22 protein-coding genes are annotated in these 21,034 nt (G+C 74.5%); 8 read left to right on the forward strand and 14 right to left on the reverse strand.

Annotated elements, in window-relative coordinates; all coding sequences use genetic code 11:
- The first annotated feature begins 63 nt into the window (after positions 1 to 63).
- A complete protein-coding gene (locus tag HD601_RS06165; RefSeq protein WP_221440591.1) occupies positions 64 to 978 on the forward strand; it encodes an RNA polymerase sigma-70 factor in 915 nt (304 codons plus the stop codon).
- A gap of 45 nt (positions 979 to 1,023) precedes the next feature.
- On the opposite strand, the gene HD601_RS06170 is transcribed toward HD601_RS06165, so the two are convergent.
- The 4 genes from HD601_RS06170 to panC form a co-directional block, all read right to left on the reverse strand.
- A complete protein-coding gene (locus HD601_RS06170; RefSeq protein WP_184820248.1) occupies positions 1,024 to 1,803 on the reverse strand; it encodes a type III pantothenate kinase in 780 nt (259 codons plus the stop codon).
- 62 nt (positions 1,804 to 1,865) lie between these two features.
- Positions 1,866 to 2,756: a carboxylating nicotinate-nucleotide diphosphorylase gene (gene nadC, locus HD601_RS32990; RefSeq protein ID WP_221440593.1), complete on the reverse strand. Its 891-nt coding sequence runs from the start codon at positions 2,754 to 2,756 to the stop codon at positions 1,866 to 1,868.
- A gap of 9 nt (positions 2,757 to 2,765) precedes the next feature.
- Positions 2,766 to 4,388 (reverse strand): L-aspartate oxidase, encoded by a 1,623-nt coding sequence (locus tag HD601_RS32995; protein ID WP_246400716.1) that lies wholly within the window; start codon positions 4,386 to 4,388, stop codon positions 2,766 to 2,768.
- A 52-nt stretch (positions 4,389 to 4,440) separates the two neighbouring features.
- Positions 4,441 to 5,289, reverse strand: a complete 849-nt coding sequence (panC, locus tag HD601_RS06180) for a pantoate--beta-alanine ligase (RefSeq protein WP_184820250.1) — start codon at positions 5,287 to 5,289, stop codon at positions 4,441 to 4,443.
- 75 nt (positions 5,290 to 5,364) lie between these two features.
- Between panC and HD601_RS34620 the strand changes: the two genes are divergently transcribed.
- The 3 genes from HD601_RS34620 to HD601_RS06195 are packed head-to-tail and all read left to right on the forward strand — an operon-like array spanning position 5,365 to position 7,950.
- Positions 5,365 to 6,159, forward strand: coding sequence for an ABC-2 family transporter protein (locus HD601_RS34620; protein WP_221440596.1), 795 nt, complete (start codon positions 5,365 to 5,367; stop codon positions 6,157 to 6,159).
- A complete protein-coding gene (locus HD601_RS06190; protein ID WP_221440597.1) occupies positions 6,152 to 6,955 on the forward strand; it encodes an ABC-2 family transporter protein in 804 nt (267 codons plus the stop codon). The genes HD601_RS34620 and HD601_RS06190 overlap by 8 nt, the downstream gene beginning before the upstream one ends.
- Complete coding sequence (locus tag HD601_RS06195; protein WP_184820254.1) at positions 6,952 to 7,950, forward strand: ABC transporter ATP-binding protein; 999 nt, start codon at positions 6,952 to 6,954, stop codon at positions 7,948 to 7,950. The genes HD601_RS06190 and HD601_RS06195 overlap by 4 nt, the downstream gene beginning before the upstream one ends.
- On the opposite strand, the gene HD601_RS06200 is transcribed toward HD601_RS06195, so the two are convergent.
- Positions 7,919 to 9,301, reverse strand: a complete 1,383-nt coding sequence (locus HD601_RS06200) for an MFS transporter (RefSeq protein WP_184820256.1) — start codon at positions 9,299 to 9,301, stop codon at positions 7,919 to 7,921. The two genes, HD601_RS06195 and HD601_RS06200, sit on opposite strands and share 32 nt — an antisense overlap.
- Before the next feature lie 88 nt (positions 9,302 to 9,389).
- Between HD601_RS06200 and HD601_RS06205 the strand changes: the two genes are divergently transcribed.
- Positions 9,390 to 9,905: a winged helix-turn-helix transcriptional regulator gene (locus tag HD601_RS06205; protein ID WP_184820258.1), complete on the forward strand. Its 516-nt coding sequence runs from the start codon at positions 9,390 to 9,392 to the stop codon at positions 9,903 to 9,905.
- Here the strand turns inward: HD601_RS06205 and HD601_RS06210 are convergent, their stop codons facing one another.
- From HD601_RS06210 to HD601_RS06220, 3 genes are read right to left on the reverse strand one after another with little or no spacing between them, the layout of a single operon-like run.
- Positions 9,906 to 10,796 carry a DUF2520 domain-containing protein gene (locus HD601_RS06210; protein ID WP_221440599.1) on the reverse strand — a complete coding sequence of 297 codons (891 nt, stop codon included), beginning with the start codon at positions 10,794 to 10,796 and terminating at the stop codon, positions 9,906 to 9,908.
- A gap of 27 nt (positions 10,797 to 10,823) precedes the next feature.
- Positions 10,824 to 12,971, reverse strand: a complete 2,148-nt coding sequence (locus HD601_RS06215; RefSeq protein ID WP_184820260.1) for an FtsX-like permease family protein — start codon at positions 12,969 to 12,971, stop codon at positions 10,824 to 10,826.
- A 3-nt stretch (positions 12,972 to 12,974) separates the two neighbouring features.
- Positions 12,975 to 13,742 (reverse strand): ATP-binding cassette domain-containing protein, encoded by a 768-nt coding sequence (locus tag HD601_RS06220; protein WP_184820262.1) that lies wholly within the window; start codon positions 13,740 to 13,742, stop codon positions 12,975 to 12,977.
- A 103-nt stretch (positions 13,743 to 13,845) separates the two neighbouring features.
- Here HD601_RS06220 and add point away from each other — a divergent pair, with 103 nt between their 5' ends.
- On the forward strand, positions 13,846 to 14,826 hold the full coding sequence (gene add, locus HD601_RS06225) for an adenosine deaminase (protein ID WP_221440602.1): 981 nt from the start codon (positions 13,846 to 13,848) through the stop codon (positions 14,824 to 14,826).
- Here the strand turns inward: add and HD601_RS06230 are convergent.
- Positions 14,816 to 15,871 carry a substrate-binding domain-containing protein gene (locus HD601_RS06230; protein ID WP_184820264.1) on the reverse strand — a complete coding sequence of 352 codons (1,056 nt, stop codon included), beginning with the start codon at positions 15,869 to 15,871 and terminating at the stop codon, positions 14,816 to 14,818. The genes add and HD601_RS06230 overlap by 11 nt on opposite strands.
- Before the next feature lie 124 nt (positions 15,872 to 15,995).
- On the opposite strand from HD601_RS06230, the gene HD601_RS35455 reads away from it, so the two are divergent.
- Positions 15,996 to 17,219, forward strand: coding sequence for an MFS transporter (locus HD601_RS35455; RefSeq protein ID WP_221440604.1), 1,224 nt, complete (start codon positions 15,996 to 15,998; stop codon positions 17,217 to 17,219).
- Here the strand turns inward: HD601_RS35455 and HD601_RS06240 are convergent.
- The 3 genes from HD601_RS06240 to HD601_RS35460 are packed head-to-tail and all read right to left on the reverse strand — an operon-like array spanning position 17,209 to position 19,500.
- Entirely contained in the window at positions 17,209 to 17,616 is a 408-nt protein-coding gene (locus HD601_RS06240; protein WP_184820266.1) for a VOC family protein, read from the reverse strand. The two genes, HD601_RS35455 and HD601_RS06240, sit on opposite strands and share 11 nt — an antisense overlap.
- 31 nt (positions 17,617 to 17,647) lie before the next feature.
- Positions 17,648 to 18,316, reverse strand: coding sequence for a response regulator (locus HD601_RS06245; protein WP_184829520.1), 669 nt, complete (start codon positions 18,314 to 18,316; stop codon positions 17,648 to 17,650).
- A gap of 2 nt (positions 18,317 to 18,318) precedes the next feature.
- Positions 18,319 to 19,500: a DUF7134 domain-containing protein gene (locus HD601_RS35460; RefSeq protein WP_221440607.1), complete on the reverse strand. Its 1,182-nt coding sequence runs from the start codon at positions 19,498 to 19,500 to the stop codon at positions 18,319 to 18,321.
- Between the two features lie 78 nt (positions 19,501 to 19,578).
- On the opposite strand from HD601_RS35460, the gene HD601_RS06255 reads away from it, so the two are divergent.
- Positions 19,579 to 20,259: an NADPH-dependent F420 reductase gene (locus tag HD601_RS06255; protein WP_184820268.1), complete on the forward strand. Its 681-nt coding sequence runs from the start codon at positions 19,579 to 19,581 to the stop codon at positions 20,257 to 20,259.
- On the opposite strand, the gene HD601_RS06260 is transcribed toward HD601_RS06255, so the two are convergent.
- Together HD601_RS06260 and HD601_RS06265 are read right to left on the reverse strand one after the other, a co-directional pair.
- Complete coding sequence (locus tag HD601_RS06260) at positions 20,243 to 20,662, reverse strand: hypothetical protein (RefSeq protein ID WP_184820270.1); 420 nt, start codon at positions 20,660 to 20,662, stop codon at positions 20,243 to 20,245. The genes HD601_RS06255 and HD601_RS06260 overlap by 17 nt on opposite strands.
- Entirely contained in the window at positions 20,659 to 21,024 is a 366-nt protein-coding gene (locus HD601_RS06265) for a hypothetical protein (RefSeq protein WP_184820272.1), read from the reverse strand. The genes HD601_RS06260 and HD601_RS06265 overlap by 4 nt, the downstream gene beginning before the upstream one ends.
- Positions 21,025 to 21,034 lie beyond the last annotated feature (10 nt).

Below are 21,034 nucleotides of genomic sequence, written 5' to 3' on the forward strand. Positions count from 1 at the left end.
TCTTCTTCTCGTGTCTCGCCCCCTCCGACGAGGCGGTTCGCGATCCTGTGACACGATCGAGAGGTGACCGACGTCACGATCGCCCACGACGACCTCCGGCCGCTGATGTTCTCGGTGGCCTACCGCATGCTCGGCAGCGTCAGCGAGGCCGAGGACGTCGTGCAGGACGCGTTCCTGCGCATGCACCGCGCGTCGGAGTCGGGCACCGTCGCGGACAACCCCGAGGCCTACGCCACCACCGTCACCACGCGGCTGGCCATCGACGCATTGGGCTCGGCTCGCCTCCGGCGCGAGCGCTACGTCGGGTCCTGGCTGCCCGAGCCGCTACTCGCCGTCGACGACGACCCCGCCCGTCACGTCGAGGAGAGCGAGACGCTGTCCACGGCGTTCCTCGTGGTGCTCGAGACGCTGTCGCCGGTCGAGCGGGCGGTGTTCCTGCTGCGCGAGGTGTTCGGCTACGGCTACGACGAGATCGCCGCCGTGGTCGAGAAGAGCGAGGCGAACTGCCGCCAGCTCATGGCCCGCGCCCGCAAGCACATCGACGAACGGCGGCCGCGGTTCGAGCCGTCGCACGAGCGCCGCGACGAGCTCGCCCGCACGTTCTTCGCCGCCCTGAACGACGGCGACGTCGGGGCGCTGGAGCGACTGCTCGCCGAGGACGTCGTGTTCCACGGCGACGGCGGCGGCAAGACCGCGGCCGTGCGCCAGCCCCTGGTCGGCGCGCTTCAGGTGGCCCGGTTCCTGGCCAACCTCGGCCGCACCGGCGTCGCCATGGGCCTGCTGCTCGAGCCGGTGGCGGTGAACGGCCAGCCCGGCCTGCGGGTCTCCGGCGACGACGGCGTCCTGGGCGTGCTCTCACTGACCATCGCCGACGACGGCCGTATCGCGGGAGTGCACAACCAGATCAACCCGGACAAGCTGCACCACCTGGGCCCGGTGGGCGACCTCAACGCGCACCTGGCGGCCGAGCGCGACTGAGCGCGGCCGGCGAGTGCCCGCGACCGCCGGTCTTGCCCGGCCCTTCTAGGCCGGATGGTTGCGGTCGAACACCAGCCGCAGGCCCATGAGCGTGAGCCAGGGCTCGTGGTGCTGGATGGTCGCCGACTCGTCCAGCACCAACGGCGCCAGCCCGCCCGTCGCGATCACCGTGACACCGTCGAGCCCTACCCCCAGCTCCGTCGCCATGCGGGTGACCACGCCGTCCACCTGGGCGCTGAAGCCGTACAGCGCGCCGGACTGCAACGCCTCGACGGTGTTCTTGGCGATGACGGACCGGGGCCGGACCAGCTCGACCCGGCGCAGCTGGGCCGCGGCGTTGCGCAGCGCCTCGAGCGACACGTCGATGCCCGGGGCGATGGCGCCGCCGATGTACTCGCCGCGCGCCGACACGACGTCGAACGTGGTGGCGGTGCCGAAGTCGACGATGATGCACGGCCGGCCGGTGCCGTACTGGTGCATGGCGGCCAGCGCGTTGACGATGCGGTCGGTGCCGACCTCGCGGGGGTTGTCCATGAGGATCGGCACGCCGGTCTTGACACCGGGCTCGACCAGCAGCGCCGGCACGTCGGCGAAGTAGCGCTGCGCGAGCCAGCGCATCTCGCGCTGCACCACGGGCACCGTCGAGCAGATGGCGACGCCGTCGATCGGCTCGTCGGTCCCCGCGAACAGCCCTCGCAGCAGCGCCATCAGCTCGTCGGTGGTGCGCGTGGCCACGGTGGCGACCCGCCAGTGGTGGCGCACCTCGAGGCCGTCGAGCAGCCCGATGACGGTCTCGGTGTTCCCCACGTCGATCGCCAGCAACACTGGTTCCCTTTCCCTCGTGGGACTCGCTCTCTCCAGGGACCTTGCGGTCGATCTCAGCCGAGTCAGTGTGCCTCGACGGCCACCATGTCGAGCCCGAGGTCCAGGGCTCGGACCGAGTGGGTCAGGGCGCCGGTGGACAGGTAGTCGACGCCGGTGGCGGCGTAGGCGCCGGCCTGGGCCAGCGTCAGCCCGCCGCTGACCTCGAGGCGGGCCCGGCCGTCGACCAGCTTCACCGCCTCGAGCACGTCGTCGACGCTGAAGTTGTCGAGCAGCACCAGGTCGGCGCCGGCCTCGACCGCCTCGGCGGTGCCGTCGAGGTCGTCGACCTCGACCTCGACCGCGATGTCCGGGTAGGCCTGCCTCACCGCCTGGAAGGCCGCGGTGATGCCGCCGGCCGCCGCGATGTGGTTGTCCTTGATCAGCGCCGACTCCGCCAGCGTGGACCGGTGGTTGACCCCGCCGCCCAGGCGCACGGCGTACTTCTCGAGCGGGCGCAGCAGCGGCGTGGTCTTGCGGGTGTCGCGGACGGCGGCGTGGGTGCCGGCCAGCGCGTCGACCCAGGAGCGGGTGGCGGTCGCGATGCCGGAGAGCCGGCAGACGAGGTTCAGCGCGGTCCGCTCGGCCAGCAGCAGCCGGCGGGTGCGGCCGTGCACCGTCAGCACCTTGGACCCGGCACGGATCTCGGCGCCGTCGGCGACGTGCCGCTCGACCTCGACCTCGGCGTCGGTGGCCGCGAACACCGCCTCGGCCACCGGCAGGCCGGCGATGACGCCGGTCTCGCGGGAGCCGAGCACGGCGACGGCGTACTGGTCGGCCGGCACGGTCGCCGTGGTGGTGACGTCCTCTCCGCCGCCGAGGTCCTCCTCGAGCGTGGCGCGCACGAGGTCCTCGACGTAGCGGGGATCGAGACCCGCCTCGCGCAGTGCGAGTGTCACGGGCTCGGGCAGACTCATCGGTACTCCTTACATGGGCTCATATGTCGTCGTGAGCACGCCGTCCGGGTCCACGACGCTGACCAGATGGCCGCGCCAGCGGGCGTCGTCCCGGTCCGGGAAGTCCTCACGCCAATGGCCGCCACGCGTCTCTTCGCGCATGGCGGCATGCCGACCGAGCGTAACGGCCACCGTGTGGAGATTTGTCGTCTCCCAGGAATCCGGGGTCATTCCGTCGGCGGCCGGGTCGGTGGCGAGGCTCGCCAGCCGGGCCGCGAGCGTCGTCAGCGACGACTCCGACCGCACGACGCCGGCGCCGGCCGTCATGGCCGACTGCACGAACGGGCGTGCGTCGGCGTCGAGCAGGCCGACCGGCCCGTCGCGCTCGACGGGGTCGCCCGGGTGGGCGTCGCCCAGCGACGACGCGAGGTCCTCGGCGATGCGGTGCCCCCAGACCAGCCCTTCGAGCAGCGAGTTCGAGGCCAGCCGGTTGGCGCCGTGGACGCCGGTGCACGACACCTCGCCGCATGCGTACAGGCCGGGGACGCTGGTGCGGCCGCGGCGGTCGGTGCGCACGCCGCCGCTGGCGTAGTGCTGGGCCGGCGCGACGGGGACGAGGTCCGTGGCGGGGTCGATGCCGTAGGAGCGGCAGCGCGCGACGATGGTCGGGAACCGCTCCTCGAGGAACGTCCTGCCGAGGTGCCGGGCGTCGAGCCAGACGTGCTCGGCGCCGGTCTCGGCCATGGCCGTGACGACGCCCTTGGCGACGACGTCGCGCGGTGCCAGCTCGGCCAGCTCGTGCCGGCCCTTCATGAACCGGCGGCCCTCGACGTCGCGCAGCACCGCGCCCTCGCCACGGACGGCCTCGGAGATCAGTGGCTGCTGCCCCTTGGCCGAGCGGCCGAGCCAGAGCACCGTCGGGTGGAACTGGACGAACTCGAGGTCGGCCACCTCGGCGCCGGCCCGCAGCGCGGCCGCGACGCCGTCGCCGGTGGAGACGGGCGGGTTGGTGGTCGACGCGTAGACCTGCCCGAGCCCGCCGGTGGCCAGCACGACGGCCCGGCCGAGCGCCGCGCCGACGCCGCTCTGCCGCCCGGCCCCGATGACGTGCAGCACGACGCCGCAGGCGCGGCCCGCGGCGTCGGTGAGGATGTCGGTGACGAGGGCGTGCTCGACGACCTCGATCTGCGGATCCTCGCGGACGGCGGCCAGCGCCTCGAGCAGGGCGCGCGAGATCTCCTTGCCGGTCTGGTCGCCGCCGGAGTGCGCGATGCGGTCGCGGTGGTGACCGCCCTCGCGGGTCAGCGCGATGTCGCCGTTGGGGGTGAGCTCGAACTCCGCACCCAGCTCGACCAGCTCGCGGACCCGCCGTGGACCCTCGGTGACCAGCGTGCGGACGGCGTCCTCGTCGCACAGGCCGACGCCCGCGACGAGGGTGTCGCGCAGGTGCTGCTCGGGGCTGTCCTCGGGTCCGAGCGCCGCGGCGATGCCGCCCTGCGCCCACGCGGTGGCGCTGTCGGAGAGCCGGGTCTTCGTCACGAGCAGGACCCGGCCGGCCTTGCGCGCCTCGAGAGCCGTGGTGAGCCCCGCGATGCCGCTGCCGACCACGACGACGTCGGCGGACACGGTCCAGCCGGGGTCCTCGGTGCGCATGCGGCGGGGGATGCGTACTCCGGTCACGCGCCACAAGCCTACGCCTGGGGCCTCAGGGCAGATCGACGGCGATGTTGTCGATGAGGCGCGTGGTGCCGACGCGGGCGGCCACGAGCAGCCGGGCCGGGCCGTGCTCCGGCCGGGGCGCCAGCTCCGCGGAGCGCAGCTCCAGATAGTCGACGGCGACGGCGTCCGCCTCGGCCGCCAGCTCGGCCCGGGCCGCGGCGACGACGGCGTCCGGCCCGGTTCCGGCCGCCGCGGCGCCCGCCCGCAGCGCCCGCGAGAGTGCCAGCGCCGCCGTCCGCTCGTCCGCCGACAGATACCGGTTGCGGCTGGAGAGCGCCAGCCCGCCGTCCTCGCGGACGGTCGGCACGCCGACGATCTCGTACGGCATCTCGAGGTCGGCCACCATGCGGCGGACCAGGGTGAGCTGCTGGTAGTCCTTCTCGCCGAAGACGGCGTAGCTGGGCACCGTGAGGTTGAGCAGCTTCGCGACGACCGTCAGCACCCCGGCGAAGTGGGTGGGCCGCACCGCGCCCTCCAGCTCCGCACCCAGCGGACCGGGCACGATGCCCACCTGCGGGTCGCCGTGCGGGTACAGCTCGTCGGCGGCGGGCGCGAACACGACGTCGACGCCCTCGTCGGCACACATGGCGAGGTCGGCCTCGAAGGTGCGCGGGTAGCGCTCGAAGTCCTCACCCGGGCCGAACTGCAGCGGGTTCACGAACACCGTCACCAGGACGGTGCCGCCACTGCCGACCAGCTCGCGGGCGGCCCGGATCAGTGCGCGATGGCCCTCGTGCAGGGCGCCGAGCGTCATGACGACGGCGCTTTCGTCTTCGCTCTGCGCCAGCGCCTCGGCGAGCTCGTCCCGGGTGCGGGCCACGATGGGGTCGGTCACGCCGTCACCGTACCGGGACGGCGACGGCGAAATTCCGATGACACCGCCGCAGGGGCCGACTACGGTACGGCGACTGTGCGTCTCTTCGCCACCTTCGTCGTCCTGGGCTTCCGCCGGTGGTCGACGTACCGGCTGGCGACCGTGGCGGGCGCGTTCACGAACACCGTCTTCGGCCTGATCAAGGCGTCCATCACGGTGGGCGCCATCGGCGCGGCCGGCGGCGAGCTGGCCGGCTACGACGCCGTCACCGGGGCGACGTACGCCTGGCTGGTGCAGGCCCTCGTGGCACCGGTCAACGTGTTCCAGTGGAGCGAGCTGGCGTACCGCGTCCGCGACGGCGACGTCGCGGTCGACCTCGCCCGGCCGGCCGACCCGCAGCTGATGTACCTCGCCGGCTTCCTCGGCCGGGCCGCGTTCCAGTTCATCCCGCGCGGTGCGCCGCCGCTGCTCACCGGCGCGTTGGTCACCGGCCTGGCGCTGCCGGCCACCCCGCTGCCGTACCTGCTGGGCGCCGTCAGCATGGTGCTGGCCGTCGCGGTGTCGTTCGGCTGCTGGTGGCTGGTGAACCTCGTCGCGTTCTGGGTCATCGAGATGCGCGGCATCGCCACCCTCTACGTCGTCTCGCTGAGTGTGCTCTCGGGCCTGATCATCCCGGTGCACTGGTTCCCGCCGTGGCTGGCCACCCTGGCGGCGCTGACGCCGTTCCCGTCGCTCCTGCAGGCGCCGGTCGACGTGCTGACCGCACGGGTCGAGGGCACGGCGGCGCTGGGCGTGCTGGGGGTGCAGGCGGCCTGGCTCGCCGGCGTCCTGCTGCTGGGCCGGCTGGTCTTCGCCCGCGGCACCCGGAAGCTGGTGGTGCAGGGTGGGTGAGCGGCTTCGGCCGTACCGGGTGCTGGTCGGTTCGCGGATGCGGTCGCAGACGGCGTACCGGCGCTCGTTCGTGTCCGACGTGCTGGGCAGTGTGGGCATCGGGCTGATGGAGTTCGCCGAGGTCTACATCGTCTTCGCCAACGTCGACGTGCTCGGCGGGCTGGACTTCGCCGCCGCGGCGCTGCTGTTCGCACTGGCCAACCTGGGCTTCAGCCTCGCCGACATGGTGGCCGGGCACGCTGACCGGCTCCCGGTGTACCTGCGCGAGGGGACGCTGGACGCGTTCCTGCTGCGCCCGCTGCCGGTGCTGGCGCAGCTGATCACCAGCGACGTCTCGCTGCGCCGGCTCGGCCGGTGCGCCGTCGCCGTCGCCGTGTTCGCGGTGGCACTGCCGCTCAACGACATCGACTGGACGCCGGGCCGGGTCGCCCTGGCCGTCGTCGCGCCCCTGGCGGCGGCCGCGATCTTCGCCGGGCTGTTCGTCTGTGCCGCGGCCGTGCAGTTCTGGCTGGTCGAGGGCGCGGAGTTCGCCAGCGCGTTCACCTACGGCGGCGCGTACGCGGCCGGCTATCCGGCGAGCATCTTCAGCCTGCCCATGCGGCTGCTGTTCACGTTCGTCGTGCCGGCCGCGTTCACCGCCTACCTGCCGGTCCTCGTCCTGCTGGACCTGCCCGGCCCGGCCGGGCTGCCGCAGTGGCTGGGCTGGTGCACCCCGCTGGCCGCGCTCGCCATCTGGGCCGTCGCCCTGGCCGGCTGGCGGGCCGGCCTCCGCCACTACACCGGGACGGGATCATGACCGACCCGATCATCGAGGTCCGCGACCTGCGCCGCGAGTTCGTCGTCCGGTCACCAGTAGGGCGGCTGCGCCGCACGCGCACCGTCGTCGCCGCCGTCGACGGCCTGAGCTTCGGCATCGACGAGGGCGCGGCCGTCGGGTACATCGGCGCGAACGGGGCCGGCAAGTCGACCACCATCAAGATGCTGACCGGGATCCTGGTGCCGACGGCGGGAACGGTGCGCACCTGCAGCCTCGACCCGATCCGGAGCCGCCGCGAGCTGGCCCGGCAGATCGGCGTCGTCTTCGGCCAGCGCAGCCAGCTCTGGTGGGACCTGCCGCTGCACGAGTCGTTCCGTGCGCTCGCCGCCATCCACCGGCTGCCGGACGCGAGCTGGCCGGCCCGCCGCGACGAGCTGGTCGACCGGCTCGACCTCGGCGCGTTCCTGGCCACGCCGGTGCGCCAGCTCTCGCTCGGCCAGCGCATCCGCGGCGAGATCGCGGCGGCGCTGCTGCACTCGCCGCGGCTGCTGGTCCTCGACGAGCCGACCATCGGGCTGGACGTGCTGAGCAAGGAGCGGCTGCGGGTGTTCCTCACCGAGCAGCGCGCCCTGCACGGCACGACCCTGCTGCTGACCACGCACGACATGGACGACGTGCAGCGCCTCACCGACCGCGTGCTCGTCGTCGACCACGGCCGGCTGGTCTACGACGGGACGCTGCCCGGCCTCGCCGGGAGGGTCGGCGCCGAGCGGGTCATGGTCGTCGACCTGGTCGAGCCGGTGCCCGACCTCGGGACCGTCGACGGCGTCCACGGTGTCGCCGTCGAGTCCGGCGGACTGCGGCACCGGCTCGCGTTCACCCCCGAGCGCACGACGGCGGGCGCCATCCTCGAGGCCGTGGGACGACGGGGTCAGGTACGCGACCTCGCCATCGAGGAGCCCGACATCGAGGACGTCGTGCGCCGCCTCTACCTCGCCCAGGTCAGCGGCGGCGGTCCCGCAGCAGCACCATGACCAGGGCGCCGACCACGGCCAGCCCCGCGCCGACGGCCAGCATGACGTCGGTGGCGCGGGCCAGGTCCGGCCCGGCCGCATCGACGACGGCGACCGCCACGGCGACGCCGACCGCCGCGCCCACGTAGCGGGCCGCGCTGTTGGCGCCGGAGCCCATGGCCGCGCTGCGCACCGGGACGCCGTCGACCGCGAGCTTGGGCAGGATGCCGTTCACCAGCCCGCTGCCGACCCCGGCGACGACCAGCCCGGGCAGCAGCCGCTGCCACGACCCGGCGTCGAGGAACCCGATCAGCGCGGCGGTGCCGATGGCCGAGAGCCCCATGCCCACGGCGACGATCGCCCAGCCCGGCCAGCGCCGGGCCAGCCGGCGCACCTCGAGCGCGACCACGAACGCCGTCGTCGCCCACAGGCCCGAGAGCAGCGCCGTCGACAGCGGCGACAGCCCGAGGCCCTGCTGGATCAGCGTCGGGAGGTAGCTGAAGAAGCCGATGACGGCGATGCCGGTGAACAGCGCCGCGACGGTCGCCGCCACGAACTCGCGCCGGGCGAACAGGGCGAGGTCGAGCATCGGCTCGCGGCCCCGGCGCTCGACCGCGACGAACGCGCCGAGCAGGGCCACGGCCACCACCGCGAAGCCCACGCCGGTCGCCGTCACACCGTCACGCACCTGGATCAGCGCGGTGAACAGCGCCGCCAGCCCGAGCCCCAGCGTGGCGACGCCGAGGCCGTCGAACCGCCGCCGGACCGCGGCCTTCGACTCGTCCAGCACCACCGCGCCGACGACGGCGATGACGCCGGTCACCAGCGCGAACACCCCATAGGCCGTCCGCCAGCCCCACGGAGCCGGCGCCGCGGCCACGATCGGGCCGATCGCGATGCCGCCGCTGACCATCGCGCCCCAGACGCTGGTCGCGCGCAGCCGGGCGTGGCCGTCGGGGTAGGCGTGCGCGATCAGGCCGAGGCTGCTGGCCAGGAGCGCCGCGCTGGCCGCACCCTGAACCACACGGGCGAGCACGAACACCGTCGCCGTCGGGGCGAAGGCACCCGCCACCATCGCCGCGGCCAGCACGCCGAGCCCGGCGACGAAGACACGCTTGCGGCCGAAGTCGTCGGCGACGCTCCCGGCGGCCAGGCTCAGCGCGGCCAGCCCGAGCGGCACGCCGTTGAGCGTCCACGTCTGAGCCGCGTGGCCGAGGCTCAGGCTGGCCGTGATGTCCCAGAGCGTCGCGAGCGGAGCGGTGTAGTTCATCAGCACCAGCAGCGTCGCTGCGCTGGCCACGAGCAGGGTGGTGCGGGGCGGTCGGCCGGTCGCCGTCGCCCCGTGACCGCTGAGGGTCGCCGAGAGGGTCATGACACTCCGTGAGTTCGGTGAATGAACCGACGATGAGCATACGCCTCGTCAGTTCAATGAACGAACCGACGTGTCGTAGACTGGACGCATGGCGCTCGGAACCGACTACGGCGGTCAGGACTGCTCGCTGGCCAGGGCGCTGGAACTGGTCGGCGAGCGGTGGACCCCGCTCATCCTGCGCGACGCCTTCCTCGGCGTGCGCCGCTACCGCGACTTCCTCGACCACCTCGACATCCCGCGCGCCGTCCTGGCGGCCCGGCTGCAGGCGCTGGTCGACGCCGGCGTGATGGCCAAGGAGCGCTACCAGGACGCCCCGCCGCGCGACGAGTACGTGCTCACCGCCAAGGGCCGCGAGCTCTGGCCGGCGCTGCACCTGCTCGGCCAGTGGGGCGAGCGGCACCTCAGCGACGCCGGTCCGCGCCGCGTCTACACGCACCTGCTCTGCGGGTCGCAGCTGGTCGCCGGCAGCTGCCCGGCCTGCGGCGCGATCCGCCTCGAGGACGTCGAGGTCCGGCCCGGCCCGGGCGCCGGAACGTCCCGCACCGACCCCGTCAGCGTCGCGCTGCGCGAACCGCACCGGCTGCTCGAGCCGCTGCGGGTCTGATCACGGGGCCGGCGGCTCCGCCAGCACGTCGATCAGCGCCTCGGCGTCACTCGCCTTGAGCCGACCGGCCGCCAGCGCCCGCCCCGCCGTGCGCCGAGCCAGCGCCACGTAGGTGCTCACCGCCTCGGGCATGGCCGCCGCGATCTCGGTGAGGTGGCTGCCGACGGTGCCCGCGTCACCCCGGGACACCGGCCCGGTCAGGGCGTCATCGCCCTGGCCCAGCCCGTTGTCGAGGGCGGCGGAGAGCAGCGGCGCCAGCACCTTGTCCGGCTCTTCGACGCCGGTGGCACGCAGCAGGTCCATGGCGTCGTTGACCAGCGTGACCAGGTGGTTCGCGCCGTGGGTCAGGGCGGCGTGGTAGAGCGCGCGGTGCTGCTCGGCGATGCGGATCGGCTCGGACCCCATCTCGACGACCAGCGCCTCGGCCACCGGCCAGAGCGGCTCGGGCGCCGTCACCCCGAAGGTGGCGCCGGCGAGCCGCTGCAGGTCGACCGTGGTGCCGGTGAACGTCATGGCCGGGTGCAGGGCCAGCGGCAGCGCCCCGGCGTGCGTGGCGGGGTCGAGCACGCCCACGCCGTAGCGGCCGCTGGTGTGCACGACGAGCTGTCCGGGCCGGACGGTGTTCGTGGCGGCCAGCCCCTCGACCAGGGCGGGCAGCGCGTCGTCGGGGACGGCGAGCAGCACCAGCCCCGCGCGGGCGAACACCTGCGGCACGTCGACCAGCGGCACATCGGGCAGCAGCGCGCCCGCGCGGGTGCGGCTGGTGAGCGAGACGCCATAGCCGGCGACCACGTGGTGCCCGGCGCGCGCCAGCGCCGCACCGAGCACCGCGCCCACCCGCCCGGTGCCGACGACGCCGACATCGAGTCGCGCCGGCCGTTCCTCCGTCACGCGCACCAGGCTAGATCATCGGCCCGCTCAGTCGGCCGCGAGCGCCACCACGGGAGACGTGCGCGCGGCGCGGTGTCCGGGCGCGATCGAGGCGACCACACCGAGAACCGTCGCGACCGCCGCGCTGATCGCGAGCTGCTCCCACGGCACGACGAACTCGAGCTCCGCGACGCTGGTGACCGCGGCCCAGGCGAACAGCGCCCCGGCCGCCGACCCGACGACGGCCGCCACGGCGCCCATGAGCGCCGCCTCGACGCCGAGCATGACGCGGGTCTGGCGGCGGGTCAGGCCGAGCGCCCGCAGCAGCCCGATCTCGCGGGTCCGCTCGTGCACCGAGAGCGAGAGCGTGTTCGCGATCCCGATGAACGCGATGACCAGAGCCAGCGCCAGGATCGCCAGGATCACGTTCACGGCCTCGTTGAGGTCGCGCTCGAAGTCGGCGCGGCGCTGGGCGAAGCTCTGCACGGACAGCTCCGGGTGGTCGGCCGTGGCCGCGACGATGGCCGCCCGCGCGTCGTCGCCGTCGACGCCGTCGGCCGCGTTCACCGCCAGGACGTCGCCGCCGTCGATCACGACGGAGCCGATCTCGGGCAGCTCCTCGATGGCTCGCGCGACGGCGTCCGGGATCGGCTCGGAGGTCGCGGTGTGGACGGCGAAGTCGGCCGGAACCCGACCGTCGACGACGACGCTGACGCTGGACCGCGACGACTCCACGACGGTGAGGAACCCGGCCACCGTCGTGACCCCGATGAGCAGCGCCGCGGTCGTCGCGGCCACCCGGCGCGGGTTGCGGACGGCGTTCGCGGTGGCGAGCTCCGCCGTCGACCGCGAGCCGCCGCTCAGCCGCGCCGCGATCGCGCCCAGGACCCGCACCAGCGGCGGCACCACCTTCGAGCCGAGGATCAGCAGTCCGAGGAAGCAGACCGCCGCCCCGAACACGACGATCACCAGCCCGATGCCACCGCCCGACGTCCCGGCCGCGGCACCGCCGGCCTGCAGCAGCGCGCCGGCCACCATCGCCAGCACGCCGAGGACCAGCCGGGCCCGCCCCGCGGTCCGGCCGTCGGCGCCGTCGGGCACGGCCTGCAGCGCGGCCAGCGGCGACACCCGGGTCGCCGACCGTGCGGGCAGCAGCGCCGACCCCACGGTCATCAGCACGCCGATCACCACCGACCACGCCACCGTCGTCCCCGTGATCGTCAGCACCAGCGAGGCGTCCAGCACCGACCCGACCGCCAGCGCGGTCAGAGCGCCCGCCGCGACCCCGGCGAGGCTGCCGGCCAGCCCGACGGCGGCCGACTCCGCCAGCACCCCGCGCAGCACCTGCCGCCGGGTCGCGCCGACGGTGCGCAGCAGCGCCAGCTCGCGGGTGCGCTGGGCGACGAGGATGCGGAACGTGTTGGCGATGACGAACGCGGCCACGATCAGCGACACCGCACCGAGCACGAGCAGCGGGATCCGCAGCGCCTCCCGCTGCGACGACCCGTCCACCAGCCGCTGCGCGAGCTGGTCGCCGGTCAGCACCTCGGCGCCGTCCGGGGCCGCGGCGGTCAGGGCCGCGACGACCGCACCGGCGTCGGCGCCGCCGGCCAGCCGCAGGTCCACCCGCGTCGCTCCGGCCGGGTCGGCGAAGCGCCGCACCACGTCCCAGCCGGCCACGATCTCGGGGTCGTCGCCGGCATCGGACGTCGGCTCGGCCAGCGCGGCGATGGGCAGCGCCACCAGCTCGGCCGAGCCCTCGGCGGCGACGGTGATCTCGTCGCCCACGCCCAGCCCGAGCCGCTCGGCCGACCGCCGGTCCAGCTGGACCCCGTCGCCGTCGACCGCCGAGTCCAGCGGGGGCGCCAGTACCCGGGCGTAGCCGAACGGGTCGATCCGGCCGTCGGCGTCGACGGTGTGCACCGTCGCCTCCCGCCGGGGCGCGGCCGCCGTCACCCCGTCGACGGCACCGATGGCCGCGACCTCGTTCTGCGGCAGCGCCCCGTCCGACGGCGCCAGCACCGCGAGGTCGACCCCGTCGGCGCCGGCGGCCAGCTCACGCCGGGACCCCGCGTCCAGCGAGTCGGTGAGGATCAGCGTCGCGGCGGTGAACCCCACCGACAACACGACGACCAGGCCGGTCAGGACCAGCCGGAGCAGGTGGGCGCGCAGCCCCGCCAGCACCACGGACCGCATCGCTCAGCCTCCCAGCCGGCGCAGGCCGTCGATGACGGCGTCGGGCGTGGGCCGGGCGATCTCGCCCGCGACGTGGCCGTCGGCGAGCATGACGACCCGGTCCGCCGACGAGGCCGCGACCGGGTCGTGCGTCACCATGACGACGGTCCGGCCCAGCTCGCGCACGCTGGTGCGCAGGATCGCCAGCACCTCGCCGCCGGAGCGCGAGTCCAGGTTGCCGGTCGGCTCGTCGGCGAAGATCACCTCGGGCCGGTTGATCAGGGCACGGGCGACGGCGACCCGCTGCTGCTGGCCGCCGGAGAGCTCGCTCGGCCGGTGCCGCAGGCGGTCGCCGATGCCCAGCACGTCGACGATCTCGGCGAACCAGCGCCGGTCCGGGCGCCTGCCGGCCAGCTTCAGCGGCAGCAGCACGTTCGCCTCCGCGTCGAGCGTCGGCAGCAGGTTGAACGCCTGGAAGACGAAGCCGAGGCGCTCGCGGCGCAGCAGCGTCAGCTGGGTGTCCGACAGCGCCGTGAGGTCGGTGTCGCCCAGCAGCACGCGGCCCGACGTCGCCGTGTCCAGGCCGGCGAGGCAGTGCACGAGCGTCGACTTGCCGGACCCGGACGGGCCCATGATCGCGGTGAACCGGCCGGCCGCGAACGCGACGTCGACGGCGTCGAGGGCACGGACGGCGGTGTCGCCGCTGCCGTGCAGCTTGGTCAGGCCGACGGCACGGACCGCCGGCGCGAGAACGGCGCTCGAGGCGCCGGGGAAGTCGGTCTGAAGGCTCACGGTCCCAGCCTCGCGAGAACCGGGCCGCAAAAGCGTCGGACCTCGGAGTGGATCAGGCGTACGACCAAGGTCGGACGCCGCAGGGCCGCTAGGGTCGGTGCTCGTGCCGCCCCGCCCGCTCGCGACGCTGCCGAAGGCGCAGTCGCACCTGCATCTCACCGGCGCGATGCGTCCGGCCACGCTGGACGAGCTGGCCGCCCGGCACGGCGTGGCGGTGCCGCCGCTGGCCGGGCTCGCCGGCGGGCCGCACGAGTGGGCGGTCTTCCAGGGCCGCTACGACGCCGCCCGGGCCGCCATCCGCACGGCCGAGGATGTCGCCCGCGTGGTCCGCGAGGCCGCCGAGGACGACGCCGCCGACGGCTGCGGCTGGTCGGAGCTGCAGGTCGACCCGACGTCGTACGCGCCGGTGCTCGGCGGGCTGGAGGCGGCGGTCGAGGCGGTGCTGACGGCGGCCGCCGCCGCGCCGCTGCCCATGGGTGTGGTCGTGGCGTCGAGTTGGGCCCGGTCCGGTGAGCACGCGACGACGCTGGCCCGGCTGGCCGCGCGCTACGCCGGCGACGGCGTGGCCGGCTTCGGGCTCTCCAACGACGTGCGGCGGGGACGGGCCGAGGACTTCGCGCCCGCGTTCCGGGTCGCCGCCGACGCCGGCCTGCTGCGCGTCCCGCACGGCGGCTTCTTCACCGGCGCGGCGCACGTGCGGGCCTGCGTGGAGCTGCTGGGCGCGACCCGGGTCGGGCACGGCACGGCAGCCGCCACCGACCCCGTCGTGCTGGAGCTGCTGGCCGAACGGGGCGTGGCGCTGGAGATCTGCCCCACCTCGTATCCGCCGTTCGGGGTGCACCGGCTCGACGAGATCCCGGTGCGGACGGCGCTCGAGGCCGGTGTGGCGGTGGCGATCGGCAGCGACGACCCGCTGCTGTTCGCCGTCGGGCTGGGCGGCCAGTACGCGATCTGCCGGCACACCCTCGGGCTGACCGACGAGGAGCTGGCCGCGCTCGCCCGCGGCTCGATCACGTCGTCGGCCGCACCGCCTCCGCTGCGCGCGCGGCTCCTGGCCGGCGTCGACGCCTGGCTCAGCGGCTAGGCGGAGCCGACGTCGTCCCCACCCGCAGCCGCACCGGCAGGTGCACGTCGGCCGGGCGCTCCCCCGCGAGCAGCTCGGTGACCATGCGCCCGGTGACCCGGCCCTTCTCGGTGATGGGCTGCACCACGGTGGTCAGCGTCCGCGCACCCAGCCACGGGGTGTCGATGCCGTCGAAGCCGACGACGGTGAGGTCCTCGGGGACGCGCAGGCCCAGCGCCTCGGCGGCCCGGATGACACCGACGGCGAGCAGGTCGCTCTGAGCGACGATGGCCGTCGGGCGGTCCGGGCCGGACAGCAGCAGCCGGGCGGCCAGCTCGCCCTCCTCGATGACGTTGCTGGGCGCCTCGGCCACCGGGACCGGACCGAAGACGTCCTCGGTGCCGCTGAGCCGGGCCCGGCAGTCGACGAAGCCGATGTCGGCGCGGCGTGCGTCGTCGACCAGCCCGCGCCCGCCGTCGAGGCGCAGCGGCAGCGCGACGACGGCGACCCGGTGGTGGCCGAGCGACGCGACGTGCCGGGCCAGCTCGGCGGCGCCTCCGTAGTCGTCGATGTCGACCAGCGTGACGTCTGGGCGGTCCGGCCCGTCGACGGCGACCACCGGCACGCCCCGGCGGAGGAACAGGTCGAGCAGGGGGTCGTCGTCGCGGCCGCAGGTGGCGAAGACGACGGCGTCGACCGGCATCCGGCCGACCTGCTCGGTGGTCGGGCTGCCGTGCTGGGCGTCGCCCGAGAGCAGCAGCAGGCCGGTGCCCGACGGGCTGAGCGCCTCGGCGATGCCGTCGAGCAGCGCGACGGCGACGGGGTCGCGGAACGCGTAGAGCAGCCGCTCGCCGATGACGGCGCCGACGATGCCGGACCGGCCGCGGCGCAGCGACCGGGCCAGCGGGTCGGGCCCGGCGTACCCGAGCTCCTGGGCGGCGGCCAGCACTCGCTCGCGGGTGGCCTCGGCCACCGGCCCGGAGCCGCTGAACGCCAGGGACGCCGTGGACGGCGACACCCCGGCCCGCGCGGCCACAGCCGCCAGCGTCGCCCGATGCTCGCCCACGTCACGCCCCTCGTCGATATCGCACTTGCGTCCGTTCTCCGGTCGTAGCAGAATATCGAATCGATTCGATCGAATCGATTCGACCGCTCAGATCGTGACACTTTCCTAGCACCCGAGGAACCCCGTGAGCCACTCCGCACCGGTCCAGTCGCCCGACCTCGCCCGGGTCGTTCGCGCGCGCAACGCCGTCGCCACGGTGTTCGCGCTGAACGGGCTGGCCGTCGCGAGCTGGATGGCGCGGATCCCCGAGGTCCGCGACCTGCTCGGCCTGACCCCCAGCGAGATCGGCCGCGTGCTGCTGGCCCTCGCGGCCGGCTCGCTCATCGCGCTGCCGACGTCGGGCCTGGTGGTGAGCAGGCTCGGGGCGGCCCGGACGGTGGCCGGCGGCTCGGTGCTCGTCGCCGTCGGGCTCGCGCTCGCGGGCCTGGGCAGCGACACGCTCTCCGTCGTGGCCGTCGCCGCCCTCGGCCTGGCGTTCGTCGGCTACGGGTCCGGGTCGTGGGACGTCGCCATGAACGTCGAGGGCGCGGCGGTCGAGCGGCTGCTCGGTCGCACGATCATGCCGCGCTTTCACGCGGCGTTCAGCCTCGGCACCGTGGCCGGCGCGGGCATCGGCGCCGGCGCCACGGCGGCCGGCGTCCCGGTGGTCGTCCACCTCGGGGTCATCAGCGTCGTCGCGGTCGTCGTCACCATCACGGCCACCCGCAGCTTCCTGCCGCGCACCGTCGAGGTCGGCGACGACGGCGAGCCCGCGCAGCGCATCTCGGTCTGGACCGCCTGGCGCGAGCCGCGCACGCTGATCATCGGCCTCATGGTCATGTGCGCCGCGCTCATCGAGGGCATCGCCAACGACTGGCTGGCGCTCGGCCTGGTCGACGGCTACGAGGTCGGCAACGCCACCGGCGCCGTCGGCTTCGCGATCTTCCTGGCCGCCATGACCGCCGGGCGGACCGCCGGCACGCAGCTGGTCGACCGGTTCGGCCGGCTCCCGGTGCTGCGCACCAGCGCCGTCCTTGCCGCGGCGGGCGTGCTGCTGGTGGTGTTCGGCGGGTCGCTGGCGGTCGCACTGGTGGGCACCGTCATCTGGGGCCTCGGCGCGGCGCTGGGCTTCCCGCTCGGCATGAGCGCCGCCTCCGACGACCCACGCCGGGCCGCCGCCCGGGTCAGCGTGGTCGCCTCCATCGGCTACACCGCGTTCCTCGCCGGCCCGCCCATCCTCGGCTACCTCGGCGACCACGAGGGCGTCCTCAACGCCCTGCTCGTCGTCGCCGCGGCCGCCGTCGTGCTCGGCCTGGTCTCGCCCGCGGCCCGCGAGCAGAAGCCGGCCGAGACCTCCGTCACGCGATGAAGTCGGCGGCCGTCATGCCCGCGGGGTGGCCGGGCGGCCACTGCACCAGCTCGATCCGGTAGCCGTCGGGGTCGGTCAGCCAGGACGTCCACATGCCCTCGCCGTGGTCGTGCGGCGGCTCGGCCGCAATGCCCCGGGCCGCGAGGTCCGCGACCGTCGCGGCCAGGTCGTCGGTCTGCACGACGAGGTGGTTGACGGCGCCGGTGTCGGTGACCGGGCGATCCGGGTCGTGGACGAGCTCGAGGCTGATGAACGGGTCGCCGGGCAGCTGGAGCATGGTGAGGCTGCCGAACCCGGTCTCCGGCACCCGGCCGGCCACCGTGTAGCCGACGGCGGTGTAGAAGGCGAGCGAACGGTCCAGGTCGGTGACCCGCAGGCCGAGGTGGAGCATGCGCATGCCCGGCAGGCTAGCGGCCGGCGGCACCGGCTCAGGACGCGCCCGGCCGCACCAGCCCGGTCTCGTAGGCGAGCACGACCAGTTGCACACGGTCGCGCAGGCCGACCTTGGCCAGCACGCGGCCGATGTGCGTCTTCACCGTCGCCTCGGTGACGAAGAGGGCCGCGGCGATCTCGGCGTTCGAGCGGCCGCGGACCACCTCGCGGACGATCTCGTGCTCGCGCTGGGTCAGCCCGGTCCAGACGGCGCCGGGCGGGGTCGCGTCCTCGGGCAGGTGCCCGGCGAACCGATCGAGCAGCCGCTTCGTCGTGCTCGGAGCGACCACCGCGTCCCCGGAGTGCACGGAGCGGACGGCGTCGAGCAGCGTCGGCGGCGGGGCGTCCTTGAGCAGGAACCCGCTGGCGCCGGCCTTGATGGCGGCGAAGGCGTACTCGTCGAGGTCGAACGTGGTCAGCACGATCACCTTCGGCGCGTCCTCGCGGGAGCGCAGCCGCCGGGTGGCCTCGACGCCGTCGAGCACCGGCATCCGGACGTCCATGAGCACGACGTCGGCCGCGGTGACCGTCAGGGCCTGCAGCGCGGCGTCGCCGTCACCCGCCTCGCCGACCACCTCGAGGTCGGGCTGGGAGTCGATGACCATCCGGAACCCGGCCCGGACCAGCTGCTGGTCGTCCACCAGGAAGACCTTGACCGGCTGCACCCTCACGCCCCTTCGCCGTACGGCAGGTCGAGCTCGACCCGCCAGCCACCACCGGCCGCCGGTCCCGCCGTCACCGTGCCGCCGTACATCGTCATCCGCTCCCGCATGCCCGCCAGTCCCTGTCCCAGGCCGTCGTCGACGGCGCCGGCTCCCCTGCCGTCGTCGCTCACCCGCGCCATGAGCCGGTCGGTGGCGAACACCAGCGCCACGCGCGCCCGGGCGGCCGGCCCGGCGTGCTTGAGCGCGTTGGTCAGCGCCTCCTGGATCACCCGGTACACCGCCAGCGACGGCCCCGGCTGCAGCGGCCGCGGCGGCCCGGTGACGTCGAGCTCGACCGGCAGCCCGGCCTGGCGCACCGACGTGACCAGCTCCGGCAGGCTGCCCAGACCCGGCTGCGGGCGGATGGTGCCGCCGTCGCCGTCGTCCGTGGCGCGCAGCACCCCGAGCAGCCGGCGCATCTCGGACAGCGCTCCCCTGCCGGTGTCGCCGATGGTCTTCAGCGCGTCGAGCGCCGCCTGCGGGTCCTGGTCGCCGGCGTAGCGGCCGCCGTCGGCCTGCACGACGATGACCGAGAGGTTGTGCGCCACGACGTCGTGCATCTCGCGGGCGATACGGGCGCGCTCCTCGGCGGCGGCCAGCTGGGCCCGCTGGTCGCGCTCGCGCTCGGCCTGGTGCGCCCGCTCGACAAGCTCGGCCACGTAGGCCTGCCGAACGCGGCGCACGTCGCCCATGGCCCACGCGCCGACCACCACGGCGGACAGCGACAGCAGGCTGGCGATGAACGCCTGCGTCCCGTCGGTGGCGGGCGAGAACTCGCGCGTGACGGCCAGGACGACGCCCAGCAGGCCGGCCGCGAGCCCGGCCCGGCTGGCCCAGCGCGAGCCGTAGGCGCTGACGGCGTACAACCCGATCAGCAGGATCACGTCGGCCGGGGTCAGCGGCAGGCCGGTCGCCCACTGCACGAGTCCGCAGGCCACCAGCACCGCGAACGACTCGACCGGCCGCAGGCGCCGGAGGACCAGCGCCAGGCACATGACGGCGCCCAGGGTCAGGTGTGCCCAGGTCGGGTCGTAGGCCGCCGCGCTGAACACCACGACGGTGAGCAGCAGTCCGAGCGCGATGACGGCGTCCGGCACGACGGGATGCCGGCGCACCCACGCGTACAGCCGGTCCCTGCGCCTCACGGTGAGCAGGCTAGCCCGGAACCCGGGACCGCGTTGCGTCGTCGAGCAGGGAGAGACCCGAAGAGAGGACGTTCCACGATGCTTGTCGCGGTACTCGGCACCGGCATGGTCGGCCAGGCGATCGCGGGCCGGTTCGACGAGCTGGGCCACCAGGTGTACGTCGGCACCAGGGACCCCGTCGCCACGATGATCCGCACCGAGCCCGACCACCTCGGCAACCCGCCCTTCCCGGCCTGGCACGAGCAGCACCCCGAGGCGCGGCTCGCCACGTACGCCGACGCCGCGGCCGCCGCCGAGCTCGTGGTCAACGCCACGCCCGGTGCGGTGTCCCTGCAGGTGCTCGAGGCCGCCGGCGCGGAGCACCTCGACGGCAAGGTGCTGATGGACATCTCCAACCCGCTGGTCTTCACGCCCGGCGGCCCGCCCACGCTGTTCGTCAAGGACGACGACTCCCTCGGCGAGCAGATCCAGCGCGCGTTCCCGGGCGCCCGCGTGGTCAAGGCCCTGAACACCGTCAACGCCACGCTCATGGCGCACCCCGCCCTGCTGGCCGGCGGCGACCACTCGATCTTCGTGTGCGGCGACGACGCGGCGGCGAAGGCGCAGGTCACCGAGGTCCTGACCAGCTTCGGTCACACCGACGTCATCGACCTCGGCGATATCGGCGCCTCGCGCGGGGTCGAGATGTACCTGCCGGTCTGGCTGCGGCTCATGGGCGCGCTGGGCACGTCCAGGTTCAGCATCAAGGTCGTCCGCTAGCGCCCTCGGTGTCGCGGGTCCGGCGCAGCCAGAGCAGGCCGAGCACCGGGAGCACCAGCGGCACGAACCCGTAGCCGCGGCCGTACAGCGACCACACGGTGTCGTCGGGGAAGTCGCCCGGGTCGAACGCCGTGATGGTGCCGACGGTCAGCACGCCGATCAGCTCGACGGTGACGGCGGTCAGTGCGACCCGGCGCGCCTTGGGGCCGGGCCGGGCCAGCGCGACCGTCGCGACCACGTACACCAGGGCGGCGAACGCCGACAGCAGGTACGCCAGCGGCGCCTCGTCGAAGCTGGTCGCGATCTGCACGCCGGCCCGGGCCGACGCCGAGAGCGCGAACACCGCGTAGACCGCGATGAGCAGCCGGCCCGGCCCGCTGGACCGGCGGGGCGTGTCGCTCATGCCGCGCCCGCGTCCCAGATCTGCTGCATGCGCACCACCAGCACCGGCACCACCAGCGCCGCGACCACGAGCACCGACGTGCCCCAGCGCGACTTCTCGGCCAGCGCCCAGAACAGCCCGAGCGGCACGATGAGCAGGTTCATCAGCAGGTAGCCGATGAAGGTCGCGGTCTCGTCGGGCGTGCCGTCGACGATCATCAGGACGATCGCGACGACCACCTGGATGAGGATCAGCAGCTCGACCACGCCGGCGCCGATGACGTACGGCTCGCGCGGCGCCTGGTTGCGGACGACCGCCACCAGCGCCCACGCGGCGTAGGCCAGCGAGGCGACGATGACGGCCCAGTCGACGACGGCAACCATGCGTCAGCCC

This window comes from Jiangella mangrovi (assembly GCF_014204975.1).
Classification (GTDB): domain Bacteria; phylum Actinomycetota; class Actinomycetes; order Jiangellales; family Jiangellaceae; genus Jiangella; species Jiangella mangrovi.

What these genes read in the sequence shown, in the direction of transcription:
- nadC (WP_221440593.1), bottom strand. Translation starts at nt 2,756, where the DNA reads ATGAGTCTGCCCGAGCCCGTGACACTCGCACTGCGCGAGGCGGGTCTC.
- HD601_RS32995 (WP_246400716.1), bottom strand. Translation starts at nt 4,388, where the DNA reads ATGCGCACCGAGGACCCCGGCTGGACCGTGTCCGCCGACGTCGTCGTG.
- HD601_RS06195 (WP_184820254.1), top strand. Translation starts at nt 6,952, where the DNA reads ATGACCGACCCGATCATCGAGGTCCGCGACCTGCGCCGCGAGTTCGTC.
- HD601_RS06200 (WP_184820256.1), bottom strand. Translation starts at nt 9,301, where the DNA reads ATGACCCTCTCGGCGACCCTCAGCGGTCACGGGGCGACGGCGACCGGC.
- HD601_RS06205 (WP_184820258.1), top strand. Translation starts at nt 9,390, where the DNA reads ATGGCGCTCGGAACCGACTACGGCGGTCAGGACTGCTCGCTGGCCAGG.
- HD601_RS06215 (WP_184820260.1), bottom strand. Translation starts at nt 12,971, where the DNA reads ATGCGGTCCGTGGTGCTGGCGGGGCTGCGCGCCCACCTGCTCCGGCTG.
- HD601_RS06240 (WP_184820266.1), bottom strand. Translation starts at nt 17,616, where the DNA reads ATGCGCATGCTCCACCTCGGCCTGCGGGTCACCGACCTGGACCGTTCG.
- HD601_RS06255 (WP_184820268.1), top strand. Translation starts at nt 19,579, where the DNA reads ATGCTTGTCGCGGTACTCGGCACCGGCATGGTCGGCCAGGCGATCGCG.
- HD601_RS06260 (WP_184820270.1), bottom strand. Translation starts at nt 20,662, where the DNA reads ATGAGCGACACGCCCCGCCGGTCCAGCGGGCCGGGCCGGCTGCTCATC.
- HD601_RS06265 (WP_184820272.1), bottom strand. Translation starts at nt 21,024, where the DNA reads ATGGTTGCCGTCGTCGACTGGGCCGTCATCGTCGCCTCGCTGGCCTAC.